This is a genomic window from Pseudoalteromonas sp. CO342X, assembly GCF_004208915.1.
GTDB classification, from domain to species: Bacteria; Pseudomonadota; Gammaproteobacteria; order Enterobacterales; family Alteromonadaceae; genus Pseudoalteromonas; species Pseudoalteromonas maricaloris.
This window is the reverse complement of record NZ_SGPH01000013.1, coordinates 152,984-169,769: the sequence shown is the minus strand read 5'-3', so window position 1 is coordinate 169,769 and position 16,786 is coordinate 152,984. Positions and strand designations below refer to the sequence as shown.

Below are 16,786 nucleotides of genomic sequence, written 5' to 3'. Positions count from 1 at the left end.
ACACAGGATCCTAAGTGGCATTACCGAACAAAGTGAAGACGCTTCTTGACGAAGCACAAGAACTTACCGATTACCGTGATTGTCTTGCTTTTTTCTACAAATGGTTAAGCAATCAATTTGCCAAGCAACCCGTTAGAAATCTAATTAACTCTCGCGCCGAATTTATTGACCGCTTGTTGATTAAACTGTTTAATGAAACCGGACTGGCGCACCAACCAGACTTGTCGTTAATCGCCATTGGTGGTTATGGCCGTGGTGAGTTACACCCGTTCTCTGATATCGATTTTTTGGTGCTAACCAAATCCGTTCCCTGTGAAGAAGTGACCAGCTGTTTAGAGCGTTTTGTCACTTATTTATGGGATTTAGGTCTAGATATTGGTCATAGCGTAAGAACCCATGAACAAGTCCTAGAACAAAAACAAAATGACGTTCACTTTGCCACAAGCCTGCTGGAAAGCCGCCTCATTTGTGGTAACCATATTGAATATGAACGCCTCAAACGACATATCGTTGAAACCCCTATTTGGCAATCTAGTGACTTTTTTATCGCCAAGGTCAATGAGCAGAATATTCGCCATAAAAAATGCCATGGTACCGCCTATAACCTTGAGCCTAATATTAAAGAAAACCCCGGTGGCCTGCGCGACCTGCAAACCATTTTTTGGGTCGCTAAAAAGCACTTCCGCGCTGAAACTTTGGAAGAGTTAATCAATCACGGTTATTTGACCCATGAAGAATATCAAGAGCTGTTAGAGTGCATCGAAAACCTGTGGAACATTCGCTTTGCACTACATTTGGCCGCAGGTCGCAGTGAGAACCGCTTACTGTTTGACCATCAACCACATGCCGCAGAGCTCCTCGGTTTTGGCTCTGAAGGTAAAGCTTCAGTTGAGCGTATGATGAAACGCTTATTTAGGATCATGAGCCGAGTGCGCGAAATGAACCAGATGCTGCTCTCCTATTTCGAACAAAGTATTCTTCCCGAGCAGTTAGAACAAGAAGCCGTGCCACTTGACAGAAACTTTGAGCGCATTGGCAATAAAATTCGCGTTAAGAACCCCTCGGTCTTTTTCCGTCGAGAGAATTTGTTTGTCCTCTTTGAACATATTGCAGACAACCCTAAAATCAATCAGATTGACCCAAGTACCATACGTACTATGCGCCAAGTCAGACGCCGCTTATTAGGCGATCTGCAAGATTACGCAGGCTGTCGTGACGCTTTTTTAAGGTTATTGAAGCACCCCAACGGCATGGGGCGAGCGTTTACTCTGATGCACAAACACGGGATCATCGCCGCCTATTTACCACAATGGCGTAATATTTTTGGTCAAATGCAGTTCGATCTGTTTCACGCCTACACGGTAGATGAGCATACCCATAAGCTCATCAATAACATCTATCGCTATTTCGATAAAGAGCATATTAGCGAGTTCCCGATTTGTTCTGAGATTGTTGCCCGCATGGACAAACCAGAGCTACTCTACTTAGCTGGGATCTTTCACGATATTGCCAAAGGTCGAGGTGGCGACCATTCCGAGCTTGGTGCCGTTGACGCCATGGCATTTACTAAAATGCACGGCTTTACTGCTTCCGACGCTAAATTGGTAGCTTGGCTGGTGCAAAATCACCTCCTGATGTCTGTCACAGCCCAGCGTAAAGATATTAACGACCCCGATGTTATTGCTGAATTTGCACAAAAAGTGAAAAACGAACGTCAGCTAGATTATCTCTATTGCTTAACGGTTGCCGACATTCGTGCCACCAACGACAACCTCTGGAACGACTGGAAAAATACCCTCTTACGCGAGCTGTATCTGCATACTCAGCGGGCATTGCGTTTGGGTCTTGAAAACCCAATGGATATGCGCGATCAGATCCGTGATAAGAAACGCCAAGCCAAGCAACGGCTGATTAATTTGGGCTACTTCGAAGAGTACATTGACCTTATTTGGTCACGCTTTAAGGCCAATTATTTTACTGCCTTTAGTGAACAGCAGATCTCTTGGCATACTGAGCATTTATTACAGTCTCATGATTTAAGCCAGCCAAGCGTGATCGTCTCTGACAAGCCCATGCATGGCGGGACGCAAGTATTCGTATACAGTCCTTATGAATCTGCGTTATTCGCCAAACTGGTCAGTGTAATTGGTTCTAAAAAAGCACAGATCCAGCATGCTCAGGTCATGACCACAAAAGATGGCTATGTTGTCTTTAGTTTTGTTATCCTAGAAGTGAATGGCGACCCACTCAGCACCGGCCGTGCAGCGGGGATCAGAAAAGGCTTGGAAACTTTACTAAAAGATCCAAAAAGAAAGATCCGGGTTAAGAAAAACCGCTCACAAAAGTTTAAAGACTTTAATATCAAACCGAAAATTATACTGCGCCCGCACGCACGCGACGATCGCAGCCTAATTGAAATTCAGGCCATTGATATTCCGGGGTTACTGACTAAAATTGCTGAGGTATTTCAGGCCTATTCACTACATATTCATGCCGCGCGCATTACAACCGTCGGCGAACGCGCAGAAGACTTTTTCGTCGTCTCAAACAAAGATTACAAGGCTCTAGATGAAGTACAAAAAGCAGAGCTTCATCGCGCCCTACTCAAAAAACTAAATGCTGAAACAGATTAACGAGGAATTTATGTCTGATTTAAAAACGACTATTGAAACCGCGTGGGAAAACCGCGATACCATTACTCCAACCACGGTATCAGACGAAGTAAAACAAGCGATTGTCAACGCTTTGGAAATGCTAGATTCAGGTGCAGCGCGTGTTGCTGAAAAAATTAGTGGTGAGTGGGTCGTACATCAATGGTTGAAAAAGGCGGTACTCCTGTCTTTTAGAATTCGTGACAACCAACCAATGAGCGATGGCGTTAACCAGTTTTACGACAAAGTACCATTAAAATTCTCAGACTATACGCCAGAGCAGTTCCAACAAGGTGGTATGCGCGTAGTACCAAACGCGGTAGCGCGTCAAGGCAGTTTTGTCGGTAAGAACGTGGTACTTATGCCGTCTTACGTTAATATTGGTGCATATGTTGATGAAGGCACTATGGTAGACACTTGGGCAACTGTAGGCTCGTGTGCACAGATCGGTAAAAACGTACACCTATCTGGCGGTGTGGGCATTGGTGGCGTATTAGAGCCGTTACAAGCCAATCCAACGATTATTGAAGATAACTGTTTCATCGGCGCACGTTCTGAGATCGTCGAAGGTGTGATTGTTGAAGAAGGTGCGGTTATCTCCATGGGTGTCTATATTTCACAAAGTACTCGTATTTACGACCGTGAAACAGGCGAAACCCATTATGGTCGCGTACCAGCCGGTGCGGTGGTAGTACCAGGATCACTACCAAGCAAAGATGGCTCTCATAGCCTGTATGCAGCAATTATTGTGAAAAAAGTAGATCAGCAAACCCGTGAAAAAGTTGGGATCAATGCACTACTTCGCTCACTAGACGACTAAATATCACGATAGTTTCAAACAAGGGAGCTTTCTGCTCCCTTTTTCATGTATTACCAGCGGTAGTCCAGTGACACTAGAATGTTTCTCGGTCTTCCTGGAAAGTACCTTTCACCACTAAATGAAGTGTAATCGGCACGTTCAGCGTAACGTTCGTCGGTTAGATTTTTCACTCTCACTGTCAACGCCAAATGCGGATTTACCTGCCACTTTCCTCGTAAACTCAGTAAATCGTGACCGGAATAACGATGAAGATTTTCGGGGTCAGTAAAATACTCTCCTACATGATGCCAAGCTAAAGACCAACTGAGGTTATCCAGTGCTTGCCAGTGTAATTGGGCGTTAATCACGTTCCTTGGTGCTGAATCTAGATCGTTGCCGTTAATATTGATGCCACCTAGAATATTATCTCGTTCATAGGTATGCTTAGCACGCGTTGCGGCGAGATCTAGTTGCCAATGTGCTGAGAATGAATAACTCAGCTCCAACTCCACACCTCGGTGTCTTGAGCGACCATCATTGATATAGAAAAAGTCACTATCTCGGAAGATCAAATTTTCTTTTTCCATGTCATAAATCGCGACCTGATAGCCAAGACTATCTGCACTCCCTTTTAGGCCAAGCTCGATATTGTCCGCCTTTTCTTCCTCTAGCGATGCTTTTAGCTGCTCTCGCTGCAATTGGTAAAGCTCAGCAGTTTGTGGTGCGCGATAACCTTGAGACACGTTAGCATAGGCAATATCTCGCTCAGTGAACGCATAGCTTAGGCCAAATTTTGGTGAAAAATAAGCAAAGCTATTTTTGCCACTGGCTGGGCGACTATAACGACATCCTCCCATTGTACACATCGAACCATCTTCTTTGGTACGCCCAGTAGGCAAAAAGTTGCGATAATCGTATTTCATTGACTCAAAACGACCGCCCAGTTCAACTAACCAGTTACCCTGTCGCCAACTGAGATTTGCAAAAGGCGCGAGTTGCCTTGCATCTACCTCATAGTCGTAGTGTTTTCCTGTGGGAATAGTTGAGCGTAAAAATGCAGAACCTTCAGTCGGCGTAGGCTGATACTGCAACATCTCGCCTTGGGTATATTCTGCATCCATTCCCCAATCTAGTTGTATTGAGTCACTTAATTCAGTGTGTATAAGCGTTTGCAGCCCCACACCAGTTTGACCATTTTCTTCAAACGGCTTACCCGGCAAGAAATGCTTAACAAATTCCATCTCTTGCCAGCGTACATAAGGTTTTATCAGTACGGTGTTGCTATCATCAAAGTGCCCGGTTATTTCCGTCCAAGCTCTAAATGACTCAGCCTTTCTATATGCTTCAGGGTTTTCGTTTTGCTTTGCCAATTGCTTATTTTTATAGCTGTCCACTCCTGTTACATAACCCGCAGTTTGCTGATCTAAGTGGGTGTATGTCATTCCAGATACGACACCAATCTTCTCACCTTCATATTGGTGTTTGACGCTTAACTTTTGTTGCTCAACGCTTTCATCGTCACGATAACCCGAATCTTTTGTAAGGGTTAACGCTGCGCCCAAGCCAAGGGCTTTATCGCCAGCTTGTATCCGAGTTCGGCTATAACCATAGGAGCCGATATCTAATGCAATCCTAGGTGTCTTTTGAATGCTGTTTGAAGTAATCACATTAACCACTCCATGCACCGCATTAGAGCCATACAATACGCTGTTTGGCCCTTTTAGTACTTCTATACGCTCAGCCGCTTCAAAGTGCGATTCAAAGAGCTCATTGATATTACAAAAGCCTGCGGCTCTGAGTGCAATACCATCTTCAGCCATTAAAATGCCGCCACATGCGCCTGCACCAGATAGCACTTGTGAACGTAATGCAGGTAGATACTCTTGACCATTACCATGTTGTATATTTGCGCCAGCAACAAGCCTCAACGCCTTTTCGATATGTGTGACGCCTATGTCATCTAATTGAGTTTCTGTGAGCAAAGAGAGGCTTACAGGGCGCTCTCCTGTCGTCTCAGCCAATCTGGATGCCGTAGTAGTGATGATTTCAAATTCGTTGTTCTCTGTCGCTTTGCTAAGTTGTGGTACAAGAGCGCAACTTGCAAAGACCAACACCATTTTTTTCATTTTGATACCAATTGTATTAACTCGATTACAAGGCAAAAAGAAAGGGCTACACAGCCCTTTCTTTTTCTTTACCACTCAGCGTTATGCTTGTCTCGCCTCTAACATCAAACGCTTCATATCTCGCACTGCCTTTTCCAGTCCATCAATTGCCGCTCGAGCAACAATGGCATGACCAATGTTCAGTTCGTAGATTTCTGGCATTTGTGCAATCGGTTTAACATTATGGTAATGCAAACCATGGCCGGCGTTGACGATAAGGCCTAGGCCATGAGCATACTTAACACCTTCACGAATGCGTTCAAGCTCCGCGGTCATTTCGGTGTCGTTCTCAGCATCAGCATAAGCACCCGTGTGGATCTCAATGTAAGGCGCACCGGTTTGTTTTGCAGCATCTAGCTGCTTTTTATCCGCGTCGATGAACAAGCTTACTTTGATACCTGCATCAGCTAGGCGCTGAGTTGCCGCTGTGATCCTATCTAGATTACCCGCAACGTCTAAGCCACCTTCCGTGGTTAACTCTTCGCGTTTTTCTGGCACTAGGCAAACATATTCAGGTTTTACTTCGCAAGCGATGTCGAGCATTTCGTCAGTTACTGCGATTTCTAAATTCATACGTGTTTGGATGGTTTTTGCCATCACATAAACATCACGATCTTGAATATGGCGACGGTCTTCACGCAAGTGAATAGTAATGCCGTCGGCACCTGCGTGCTCAGCTACTGCAGCTGCATGTGCAGGATCTGGATAGCTAGTGCCACGCGCCTGACGAAGCGTTGCAATATGGTCTACGTTGACGCCGAGTAAAATATCTTTCATCGTTTATCCCTTGATAATATGACGTAGCAAGTGGATCACCCACTTAATACCGCAATACCAATTTACCGATTTATACTTTTGATTAAATTGGTATTATTTCTTTGAAATAAATAGTTCTCTACTTTTCAGCCCTTGCTTACCAACCAGCGGTGCCATTAATTTTCGTGTTAATAGCTTAGCCGCCCTTCTCACGGCAAGGTCTTGGAAATCTTGATTGGCAATGGCCAATAACATACTGCCCGGTATCGTATCAGGTTCACGACCGACTGCAATAAAACCGTACTCAGATACGTACTTATACGCGGCTTTTGGCCGCACTGGATTACCTTCTGCGTCAAACTCCAGTTCCACCCCGAAACCCAGCTCACCTAACAATTGCAACTCAAAGCTGCGTAAGATAGGTTCCACATCTTCATCTTGAGCCAAACGCATTAAATGTAGCTGATAGAGCGAAAAGATCTGCTCTAGCGGTTCGTTGGTGGGTACCACGCGTTGTGTTAGCTCATTGAGATACAAACCACAATATAACTGCCGCCCAACGAGTTGGATTTGATTGTCTGTGGGTTCAAAACGATTTACGTATTTAAAATCGTATCTGCCTGCATATTGCAGTAAAAGTAATGAAAATGGCCGCAACTGGGCATTATGTTTGAGGGATTGCTTGCCCTTTACTCGGGCAAGCATTTTGAGTTGTCCAACGCCTTCGACCAGCACGTCAAGCAGTACCTGAGAATCGCTATAAGGTCTGCGATGTAACAGATAGGCCTGTCGAAAGTCGCTATCCAATCAGTCTTCTCCGTACCCTAAGCTACGAAGAGCACGTTCGTCGTCTGCCCAGCCAGATTTCACTTTAACCCAGCATTCGAGATAGACTTTGTTGTCTAGCATGTTTTCAAGATCTTTACGCGCTTCGCGACCGATAACTTTGAGCTTTTCGCCTTTGTTGCCGATCACCATGCGTTTTTGCGATTCGCGCTCAACAAGGATCAATGCGTTTATCTGCCAAACACCGTTGTCTTGCCACTTAAACTGTTCGATCTCAACCGTCACCGAGTACGGTAATTCATCGCCCATAAAGCGCATCAGCTTTTCACGCACGATCTCTGCCGCCATAAAACGCATTGAGCGATCGGTAACGTAATCTTCAGGGAAGTAGAACTCACACGCAGGTAAACGCTTGTGCACTTCTTCTCTGATCATATCAACGTTCTTACCTTGCTTCGCAGAGATAGGTACGATCCCGATAAAATCACCCTGTTCACTCAACCACTGAATATGTGGCATCAACAAGTCTTTGTCTTTTACCTGATCAGTTTTATTCATCACCACCAAGATAGGACGACCGCTGTCTTTAACTTTAGCCAGTACCATTTCGTCATCAGGCGTCCAATGCGTCCCTTCTACGACAAAAATAACCAATTCAACATCGCCGATTGAGCTTGACGCTGCTCGGTTCATTAAGCGGTTAATTGCACGCTTTTCTTCAATATGAAGTCCTGGCGTATCAACATACACCGCCTGATAGTTACCCTCTGTATGGATCCCCATAATGCGGTGACGAGTGGTTTGTGGTTTACGCGAGGTAATACTTACCTTTTGCTCAACCAATTTATTTAATAGTGTCGATTTACCTACGTTAGGTCTACCGACAATGGCAATCATGCCGCAATGTGTATCAAGCGTCATTCTTTAGTATCTTAAGCGCTTTTTCGGCAGCTTTTTGCTCAGCTTTACGTCGCGAGCTGCCTACTGAAATTATACTTTCCATCCCTTCCACTATACATTCGACCGTGAATGTTTGGTTGTGAGCTTGCCCTTTGGTATCTATTACAGTGTAGCCCGGTAAAGGTAATTTTCGAGCCTGTAGATACTCCTGCAGCAGCGTCTTCGGGTCTTTTTGATTATGACCAGGTGAAATCGCAGTTAAGCGTGATTCGTACCAACTTAGTACCAAATCTCTACACACATCGATGTCAGAGTCTAAGAAAACAGCACCAATAATGGCTTCTACTGCATCTGCGAGCGTTGACTCACGGCGAAAACCGCCACTCTTTAGCTCACCTGGACCTAGGCGCAGATAATCACCCAGCGCGAATTCCACACCGAATTCCGCCAGCGTTTGACCACGCACTAATGTTGAGCGCATGCGGCTTAAATCACCTTCACGCGCTTTTGGAAACTTGTGATACAAAGCATTTGCAATCACAAAGCTTAAAATAGAGTCGCCCAAAAATTCGAGACGCTCGTTGTGCTGGCCTTTGTGACTGCGATGCGTCAAAGCCTGCTCAAGCAGCGCCTTATCAGAGAAGTTGTACCCTATTTTATTATAAAGTTCTTCTACGTTTCTTTTCATTTTTACTGAATACTACCTAGGCGTTCAAAACGAACACCAGTTGGAACCCACCCTGGCAAAATGCTGTCTGGGCCATTATCAAAATCAAAACTTAACCAAATAAATACCGCTCTTCCAACCAAGTTTTCATCAGGTACAAAACCCCACATACGACTATCTTGGCTGTTATTACGGTTATCACCCATCGCAAAATAACTTCCCTCTGGTACTACCCACTCATCGCGGCGAGTACCTGGTTGTTGATAGTAGCGATCTGTTAACTCTAACACTTCAGGATTAATTAAAATATCATGTTCTACGTTTGGCAAATGCTCGGTTAGACGCACTAACTGCATTGGGCCTTGCGTAAACTCGTCACGATTAACAATATCTACATCAATCTTGTTATATTCGCCACACGTCAACCCGTTTGCTTCGCTCTGCCCGTCTTCACACTTAGGTTTAATGTAAAGCTGACGATTGCGATAAACAATATGGTCGCCCGGTAAACCAACAATACGTTTGATGAAATCAATACGCTCGTCTAGCGGAAACTTGAACACCGCAATATCACCGCGCTCAGGTGTACCCGTCTCAACGATTTTGCTACGCCACACAGGGTCTTTAATCCCGTAAGCATATTTTTCCACAAGAATAAAATCGCCATCCAATAAGGTTGGCATCATTGAGCCTGATGGAATTTGAAACGGTTCAAAAATAAACGAACGGAAAATCGTGATCGCGGCAATCATAGGAAAAATTGATTTCGCGTTTTCAACAATGGCAGGTTCAGGTGCGATTTCCGCAATGATGTCGGCATCCAACTGAGTGTCAGACGCACCTTGCGCAATAGCAAGCCTAGCTTGTCTTTTTGGTGCATACACCAAATGATCGATCAACCAAATAAGGCCTGAACCGACCGTGAGTAGCACCAATAAAATTGAAAAATAACCTGCCATTTGTATTTCCTGTTACTTACCTACTTTCAATATTGCTAAGAATGCGTCTTGTGGCACTTCAACGTTACCAAGTTGCTTCATACGCTTCTTACCTTCTTTTTGCTTTTGCAGTAGCTTTTTCTTACGGCTCACGTCACCACCATAACATTTTGCGATTACGTTTTTACGTAACTGCTTAACTGTACTACGCGCAATGACGTGATTACCAATTGCAGCTTGAATAGCAATATCAAACATTTGGCGAGGGATCAATTCTCTCAGCGCTTCAGCTAACTGACGGCCACGCGTTTGTGAACCATCGCGGTGAACAATTATTGCAAGCGCATCAACGCGGTCGCCATTGATCAGAATATCCACACGCACCATGTCTGATGCTTCAAAACGCTTGAAGTTGTAATCTAGTGATGCAAAACCACGGCTGGTAGACTTCAACTTATCAAAGAAGTCCATTACCACCTCTGACATTGGCAATTCATAGGTTAACGCAACTTGCTTACCGTGATAGGTCATCTTGGTCTGCATACCACGCTTTTCAACACACAGCGTGATCACGTTTCCTAAATATTCTTGCGGAACGAGAATATTTGCTTCAACAATTGGTTCACGAATTTCAATAATGTCGTTTACCGGTGGTAAATCCGATGGATTATCGATTTTCACCACACCGTGCTTAGTTTCTACTTCATAGATTACCGTTGGAGCTGTGGTGATCAGATCCATGTCATATTCACGTTCAAGGCGCTCTTGAATAATCTCCATATGGAGCATACCTAAGAAACCACAACGGAAACCAAAGCCTAGTGCTGTTGAGTTTTCAGGCTCGAAGAATAGTGATGCATCGTTGAGGCTCAATTTATTAAGCGCATCGCGGAAATTTTCGTAGTCATCAGATGAAATTGGGAACATTCCCGCGTATACCTGAGGCTTCACCTTTTGGAAACCAGGCAAACGGTCTGTTGCAGAATCACGAGCCATGGTAATGGTATCACCAACTGGTGCACCATGGATGTCTTTGATACCTGCGATAACAAAGCCTACTTCACCCGTTTTCAACACCCCAGTATTGGTCTGCTTCGGTGTAAAGATACCAACCTTATCTACTTGGTGAGCTTGCTCTGTAGACATGATCTTGATCTTTTCGCCCGCTCTTAATTCACCGTTTTTAATACGCACCAATGACACTACGCCTTGGTACGGGTCAAACCATGAATCGATAATCAGTGCCTGTAGTGGCGCATTTGGCTCACCTTCTGGTGGCGGAATATCACGTACGATCACTTCGAGCACTTCATCAATGCCGATCCCCGTTTTCGCACTACAACGCACCGCTTCTAATGCTTCAATACCAACGATATCTTCAATTTCTTCGGCAACGCGAAGTGGATCAGCCTGTGGTAAGTCAATTTTGTTTAGTACCGGAATAACTTCCAAGTCCATCTCAAGCGCGGTGTAACAGTTCGCTAGTGTTTGTGCTTCTACACCTTGACCCGCGTCAACAACCAATAACGCACCTTCACAAGCGGCAAGAGAGCGCGACACTTCATAAGTGAAGTCAACGTGTCCCGGTGTATCGATAAAGTTTAGCTGGTAGGTTTCACCATCTTTTGCTTGATAGTTAAGCGTTACACTCTGTGCTTTAATGGTAATGCCGCGCTCACGTTCGATGTCCATCGAATCCAGTACCTGCTGCTGCATTTCGCGGTCTGTTAAACCTCCACAAACTTGGATTAAGCGGTCTGATAGCGTCGATTTTCCATGGTCAATGTGGGCAATAATAGAAAAGTTACGGATATGCTTCATATACTGGATTCAATACTTCTGTTAGTCACAAATAGAGATTAAGGCCTCGATTTTACATTTTATTTAGTACAATCACCATCTATTTGCGTTATTGGTAGGCTAATTGGGTAAATTTTTATCACTTTTACCTGATGTTTGAGTTTATCCCCTTGGACTCTGGCGAAAAATAAACCGAGTGCTGCACTCGTAAATGCAATAAGTATCTGCAAAGGTTCATTGAGACCAAGTACGAGGGCTGCGATAAACATGCCAGCAAAAGCAAAAAGCAATGGCATCATGTAAACATAAAACGCATGTTTCACCACATCAGAGTCGTCTAATGCCAACTTAATTTTTTGGCCAATTTCGACAGATTCCGTCAAATCTACAGGGAATTGTTTTTTGTGGGTGCCAAAGAGTTTGGCAAATACTTGGGAGCCGCATTTGCCGTTACAACCTTCACAGGCGGGCTTTGGCTGTGCTTCTAAGTAGACAGTTGCGCCTTTTATGGCGGCAACTGTCAGAGTTTGTTCTATCATAAAGGTCTTTTCACAGACTCAGCGATTGCTTTTGCGGTCATTGCTGGAATATTTCCAACTACGGATACGTCAAACGCACCTGTGTTGTGTACATACACCGTTGTTGCACCTGACGAGAGCGCTCCACTTGGGCGCTGGCCCGGTAAAGGACGTTGTACAAATACCGAAATATCAACAAGGCCGTCGGAAAACAAGTAGTAGTCTGCCAGCTCATTGTTTAAATCTAACTTATGTCTGTCAGATTTTAGCAGCTCAAAGCCCTGAGGTAACCAACCAATTTGCCAATTGTTTTTTGTGCCATTCTCAAGTGTCTTCAACAACCCAGATACAGCTTCAGGAAACTGCTTTTGTGAAAGTTCTAACAATTGTTCGGCTGGGGTTTCAGTCACGCTGATATGGGTAAGCTGAAGCTGTTCTAATAATTCGCCTTGTTGGTTTACGTAAGCGGATTTTAGCAACAGAGATGACTCGGTATCGATCCACAACCAATAGTTGTATTTAGCGTCATCCTTTGCTTCTAACCTGACAAGCTGAGCAGGTCTGTCAACGATCCGACCTTTACCCCCTAAAACAAAATCATAGCTTTCTTTGAGGCTGTCGATATTTTTGAATAAAACTTCGGGAATAGGACCTGCTATCGAATCTGTTTGGATGGTGTAAGGCTCAGACTTTGGTTCAAAATAAGTCACTTTGTCACCAATGCGGATCATTTCAAGTCCAGCACCATTGAGCAAACTTAAAAGCTCAAATTCAGTCCCATCTTGGTTACCATGAAGCCAACGGTAAGGCTCCATAGATTTTCCTTTCACCACGACAAACGATGCATCAAAGTTTCTATGATGCACCGCTTCGGCCATGTCTTTTAGCAGTTGTTTGGCTGATACGCTTTCATTTGCCCACAGCCAACTAGAGAAAAATACACTTACTACAACTAACAGTGCTCTCATTTATTGCTCTTTTTCCTCTTGCTTTTCAGCGGTGCTGTTTTCACCAGATTGCTGCAGCGCATACGCCATACGTGACTGTCTTTGGTGCTCTAACACCAATGCACCAATACGTTGCTGCTGTAACTCTCTAATGCCTTTAGCCGCTGATTCAAGCGCAGGCTCAGTTGATAAGCTCACAGGAGAAACGCCTCCAGCAAAAGGAGTTGATTGCAACTGTAACGTATCGCCCGCAGGTAAAGTCGCGTCAGTGCTTAGCGTATTAACCCCAAGCACAGCAAACAATGACACACTTGCCGCGATAGCCACTTGTGCAAACGGCTTACGCCATGCACTTAGCTCAATCACATTGCTCTTTGGCATCGTTTCTTTCACTTGCTCAACGGCCGGCTCACTATACGTTTGCTCTTGTTCAAGTGCCGCTGCAAAGCTGCTGGTGATATCAATGCAAGGTGTGTCTTGCTTTTGACTACGCATTACATCACCAATCAAGGCATACCGAGCAAACTTTTGTTCGTCTAAACGAACATCAGTTTCAGCGTTGAGTGACAGATCACCGTCAAAAATTTGCGATGTCGTTAAATCTTCTGTCACTTGTTTTTCAGCTTGTGCCATATTAAGACTCACCTATTAATGGGTTCAAATTGTTATCTATCGCTTCCCTTGCGCGAAAAATTCTCGAACGAACTGTACCTACCGGACAATCCATAATGACAGCTATTTCCTCGTAGCTCATGCCTTCGATTTCACGCAAAGTAATTGCGGTTTTTAAATCGTCAGGCAAGCGCTCGATAGTTTTGAAAATCACTGCTTTCACTTCGTCGCTTAACAATAGATTTTCCGGTGAAGCGTTCGATCTTAATTGGTCTGCACCATCATAAAACTCGGCTTCTTCCGCATCTACGTCGTTTGCTGGCGGCTTTCGACCAAGCGCCACCAAATAATTTTTTGAACAGTTAACCGCGATTCTATACAACCAAGTATAAAATGCGCTCTCGCCCCTAAAGTTAGGCAACGCTCGATAAGCTTTAATGAACGTTTCCTGTGCCACATCTGCCACATCGCCTTGATTCGCTACATAACGAGAAATCAGCGCTGCGACTTTATTTTGATACTTGGCAACTAACAGGTTGAATGCGTTTTTATCTCCCTGTTGAACGCGTTTAACTATATCTAGATCTAAATCCTGCTCGCTCATTCGAGCCGGTACTCCTCTTTTTGCTTTTCTAAATCGTATCTAGTTGCCATCATTCACAGCTACTCTGACTTAGTACTGAATAAAAAGTTCTGTTTTTTTGTATTTTTTTTTAAAATAAACGAATTCATCCATCTTTGCGTACTAGTTCTTGGCTGCTTTTTAGCATTATTCCATTAGCAGTCACACAAAATGTTCTAAATGATTCTCATTAAACGGAACAAACTCTCTGCCTTCTATGATAGCAGATGTGGTATAAATAGCAGAATTAAACGCAAAAACAGTAAAGATCTTCGAATATGAAAAATACGACTCACCACAATACTGATGTAGTCATTATTGGTAGTGGCGCTGCTGGACTCTCTCTTGCGCTCTCTTTGGCAAACCACTGTAATGTTACCGTGATAAGCAAAGGGGCGTTAAAAGAAGGCTCTACACTTTATGCTCAAGGTGGCATTGCCGCAGTATTCGATAAGAAAAATGACAGTATTGAATCTCATGTCGAAGACACGCTTGCGGCAGGCGCTGGTTTATGTGACCGCGATGCGGTGCACTATACCGCCTCAAATGCAAAGAATTGCTTGAAGTGGCTGATTGAACAAGGCGTGCCATTTGATATGGAAGTGGATAGCAAAGGGAAAGAGCGCTTTCATTTAACCCGCGAAGGTGGACATTCACATCGTCGTATATTGCACGCAGCTGATGCAACGGGTAAAGCCGTTCAAACCACATTAATTAGCCAAGTGCAGTTACACCCAAAAATTAATATACTTGAGCAATACAACGCCATCGATCTCATTAAAGATAAACATGGCGACTCAAGCGATATCAAAGGCGTTTACGTCTATAATCGCAAAGCGGATAGAGTTGAGAGCATCTCGGCTAAGTTTGTCGCTTTAGCAACGGGTGGCGCAAGTAAAGTTTACTTGTATACCTCAAATCCAGATGTTTCTTCGGGTGACGGCATCGCAATGGCGTGGCGTGCGGGTTGTCGTGTGGCCAACATGGAGTTTAACCAATTTCACCCGACCAGCTTATACCACCCTGAGCTACAAAACTTTTTAATAACCGAAGCCATGCGCGGTGAAGGCGCGCTGCTTAAACGTCCTGACGGCACACGCTTTATGCCTGACTTCGATGAGCGCGAAGAACTCGCCCCTCGCGATGTGGTCGCCCGTGCCATTGACTATGAGATGAAACGATTGGGCGCAAATTGCGTCTATCTGGATATCTCACATAAAGACAAAGAGTTCATCATTGAGCACTTCCCTACGATTTATGCTAAGTGCCTAAGTGTTGGTTTAGATATCACCAAAGAGCCAATCCCCGTAGTGCCAGCGGCGCATTATACCTGCGGTGGTGTTATGACTGACTTTAACGGTCGTACTGACATCGACAATTTATATGCAATCGGCGAAGTGGCTTACACAGGTCTACATGGCGCAAACCGCATGGCGAGTAACTCGTTATTAGAATGCATTGTGTTTGCCCACGCTGCCGCAAAAGATATTTTAGCTAAAATCGATAATTGTCCTGAGCCATCTAAGTTACCAGATTGGGATGAAAGCCGTGTCAGCGACTCGGACGAAGAAGTAGTGATCACCCACAACTGGCACGAACTTAGATTGTTTATGTGGGATTATGTTGGCATTGTTCGCTCAACTAAACGGTTAGAACGTGCGCTACGTCGCGTTGAGTTATTGCAGCAAGAGATCCACGATTATTACGCCAACTTTAGAGTGAGTAACAACCTGCTTGAATTACGTAACTTAGTACAAGTAGCTGAACTGATTATTCGCAGCGCGTTAGAACGTAAAGAAAGCCGCGGACTGCACTATACCATTGACTTCCCAGACATGGCTGAAAACCCCACACCTACCGTTTTGTCACCGACAAAATAATAATATTTGCATGTAGAGCATGTGCTGGTTTTTATCGCCATGCTCTGGTTGCTGTTTCTACTTGGCTTGCAGCGTAGTGCGACAAAGTAAACGCCAGTCCGCTTCTGGTATTGCCTGTCGAGTCAAAAATACCTGCTGCTTAGCTTGGTTCGCATCCATGATTTTTAGCGCTATTTGACTATCAAACCATATGGTCGCACCAATAAGCTGCCCTTTGAAATTTATCGTTTGCGACTGTATTTCAATGAAGTTTTCCTTCGGGAGCATGAGTACAGTACCCGCCTTTGGCGTGCGAGATAAAACAGTTTGCCAACTGCAATAACCCGCCACGGCGAATACGATTGCGACTAACCACCACAGCGCAGGAAACAGCAGAAAAAGGATAAAAGTGAGGCAAGAAAAAAGAACCACAAAGAAGGTGCGGTTCTGAAGATTGTGTTGAAAGTCGATTCTATACGCGGATCCGATCAAGGATTAACTTAACCATGCGTTTTAGCTCTGGATCTGGACATTCTTCATGACCCATAAACCAAGCGAATAAATCTGGATCCTCACAGGTAACTAGACGCTGAAACACGTACTTACCTTCGTCGGATAGCGCGTCATAAGCCTGCTCAACAAACGGCTCTAAAATAACGTCCAGCTCTAACATGCCACGACGGCAAGCCCATTTAACTCGAGCTTTAGGCAGTAACTCAACCATAAACTGATTAACCCCTCATAAACTATTGAGAAAATTATACCC

General features: G+C 44.5%; 16 protein-coding genes. 3 read left to right on the top strand and 13 right to left on the bottom strand.

Annotated features, from left to right (window positions below; translation table 11 throughout):
• The first annotated feature begins 14 nt into the window (after positions 1-14).
• The gene (gene glnD / locus EXT47_RS05425) at positions 15-2,633 is read left to right on the top strand and encodes a [protein-PII] uridylyltransferase (protein WP_010606767.1); all 2,619 of its coding nucleotides are present in this window, start codon (positions 15-17) and stop codon (positions 2,631-2,633) included.
• 10 nt (positions 2,634-2,643) lie between these two features.
• Complete coding sequence (dapD, locus tag EXT47_RS05420) at positions 2,644-3,471, top strand: 2,3,4,5-tetrahydropyridine-2,6-dicarboxylate N-succinyltransferase (RefSeq protein WP_039497128.1); 828 nt, start codon at positions 2,644-2,646, stop codon at positions 3,469-3,471.
• A gap of 50 nt (positions 3,472-3,521) precedes the next feature.
• On the opposite strand, the gene EXT47_RS05415 is transcribed toward dapD, so the two are convergent.
• The 11 genes from EXT47_RS05415 to rpoE all read right to left on the bottom strand — a co-directional run bounded on the left by EXT47_RS05415 (position 3,522) and on the right by rpoE (position 14,143).
• The gene (locus EXT47_RS05415) at positions 3,522-5,576 is read right to left on the bottom strand and encodes a TonB-dependent receptor (RefSeq protein ID WP_130126047.1); all 2,055 of its coding nucleotides are present in this window, start codon (positions 5,574-5,576) and stop codon (positions 3,522-3,524) included.
• A gap of 81 nt (positions 5,577-5,657) precedes the next feature.
• Positions 5,658-6,392, bottom strand: coding sequence for a pyridoxine 5'-phosphate synthase (pdxJ, locus tag EXT47_RS05410; RefSeq protein ID WP_039497125.1), 735 nt, complete (start codon positions 6,390-6,392; stop codon positions 5,658-5,660).
• Positions 6,393-6,485: 93 nt separating this feature from the next.
• Entirely contained in the window at positions 6,486-7,178 is a 693-nt protein-coding gene (recO, locus tag EXT47_RS05405; RefSeq protein ID WP_039497123.1) for a DNA repair protein RecO, read from the bottom strand.
• Complete coding sequence (era, locus tag EXT47_RS05400) at positions 7,179-8,078, bottom strand: GTPase Era (RefSeq protein ID WP_010371295.1); 900 nt, start codon at positions 8,076-8,078, stop codon at positions 7,179-7,181.
• Positions 8,068-8,745: a ribonuclease III gene (gene rnc / locus EXT47_RS05395; protein WP_010371291.1), complete on the bottom strand. Its 678-nt coding sequence runs from the start codon at positions 8,743-8,745 to the stop codon at positions 8,068-8,070. The genes era and rnc overlap by 11 nt, the downstream gene beginning before the upstream one ends.
• Before the next feature lie 2 nt (positions 8,746-8,747).
• A complete protein-coding gene (gene lepB / locus EXT47_RS05390; RefSeq protein WP_010371286.1) occupies positions 8,748-9,683 on the bottom strand; it encodes a signal peptidase I in 936 nt (311 codons plus the stop codon).
• Positions 9,684-9,695: 12 nt separating this feature from the next.
• Entirely contained in the window at positions 9,696-11,483 is a 1,788-nt protein-coding gene (gene lepA, locus EXT47_RS05385) for a translation elongation factor 4 (protein WP_010606762.1), read from the bottom strand.
• A gap of 59 nt (positions 11,484-11,542) precedes the next feature.
• Positions 11,543-12,001, bottom strand: coding sequence for a SoxR reducing system RseC family protein (locus EXT47_RS05380; RefSeq protein WP_039497120.1), 459 nt, complete (start codon positions 11,999-12,001; stop codon positions 11,543-11,545).
• On the bottom strand, positions 11,998-12,948 hold the full coding sequence (locus EXT47_RS05375; protein WP_010371273.1) for a MucB/RseB C-terminal domain-containing protein: 951 nt from the start codon (positions 12,946-12,948) through the stop codon (positions 11,998-12,000). Before EXT47_RS05375 ends, EXT47_RS05380 begins: the two co-directional genes overlap by 4 nt.
• On the bottom strand, positions 12,949-13,560 hold the full coding sequence (locus EXT47_RS05370) for a sigma-E factor negative regulatory protein (protein ID WP_039497118.1): 612 nt from the start codon (positions 13,558-13,560) through the stop codon (positions 12,949-12,951).
• Position 13,561: 1 nt separating this feature from the next.
• Positions 13,562-14,143 carry an RNA polymerase sigma factor RpoE gene (gene rpoE, locus EXT47_RS05365; RefSeq protein WP_010371267.1) on the bottom strand — a complete coding sequence of 194 codons (582 nt, stop codon included), beginning with the start codon at positions 14,141-14,143 and terminating at the stop codon, positions 13,562-13,564.
• Positions 14,144-14,439: 296 nt separating this feature from the next.
• Between rpoE and nadB the strand changes: the two genes are divergently transcribed.
• Positions 14,440-16,041, top strand: a complete 1,602-nt coding sequence (gene nadB / locus EXT47_RS05360; protein WP_039497116.1) for an L-aspartate oxidase — start codon at positions 14,440-14,442, stop codon at positions 16,039-16,041.
• Positions 16,042-16,098: 57 nt separating this feature from the next.
• On the opposite strand, the gene EXT47_RS24235 is transcribed toward nadB, so the two are convergent.
• Together EXT47_RS24235 and EXT47_RS05350 are read right to left on the bottom strand one after the other, a co-directional pair.
• A complete protein-coding gene (locus EXT47_RS24235) occupies positions 16,099-16,512 on the bottom strand; it encodes a protein YgfX (RefSeq protein WP_306419052.1) in 414 nt (137 codons plus the stop codon).
• Positions 16,493-16,744, bottom strand: a complete 252-nt coding sequence (locus EXT47_RS05350) for a succinate dehydrogenase assembly factor 2 (protein ID WP_010371260.1) — start codon at positions 16,742-16,744, stop codon at positions 16,493-16,495. The genes EXT47_RS24235 and EXT47_RS05350 overlap by 20 nt, the downstream gene beginning before the upstream one ends.
• Positions 16,745-16,786 lie beyond the last annotated feature (42 nt).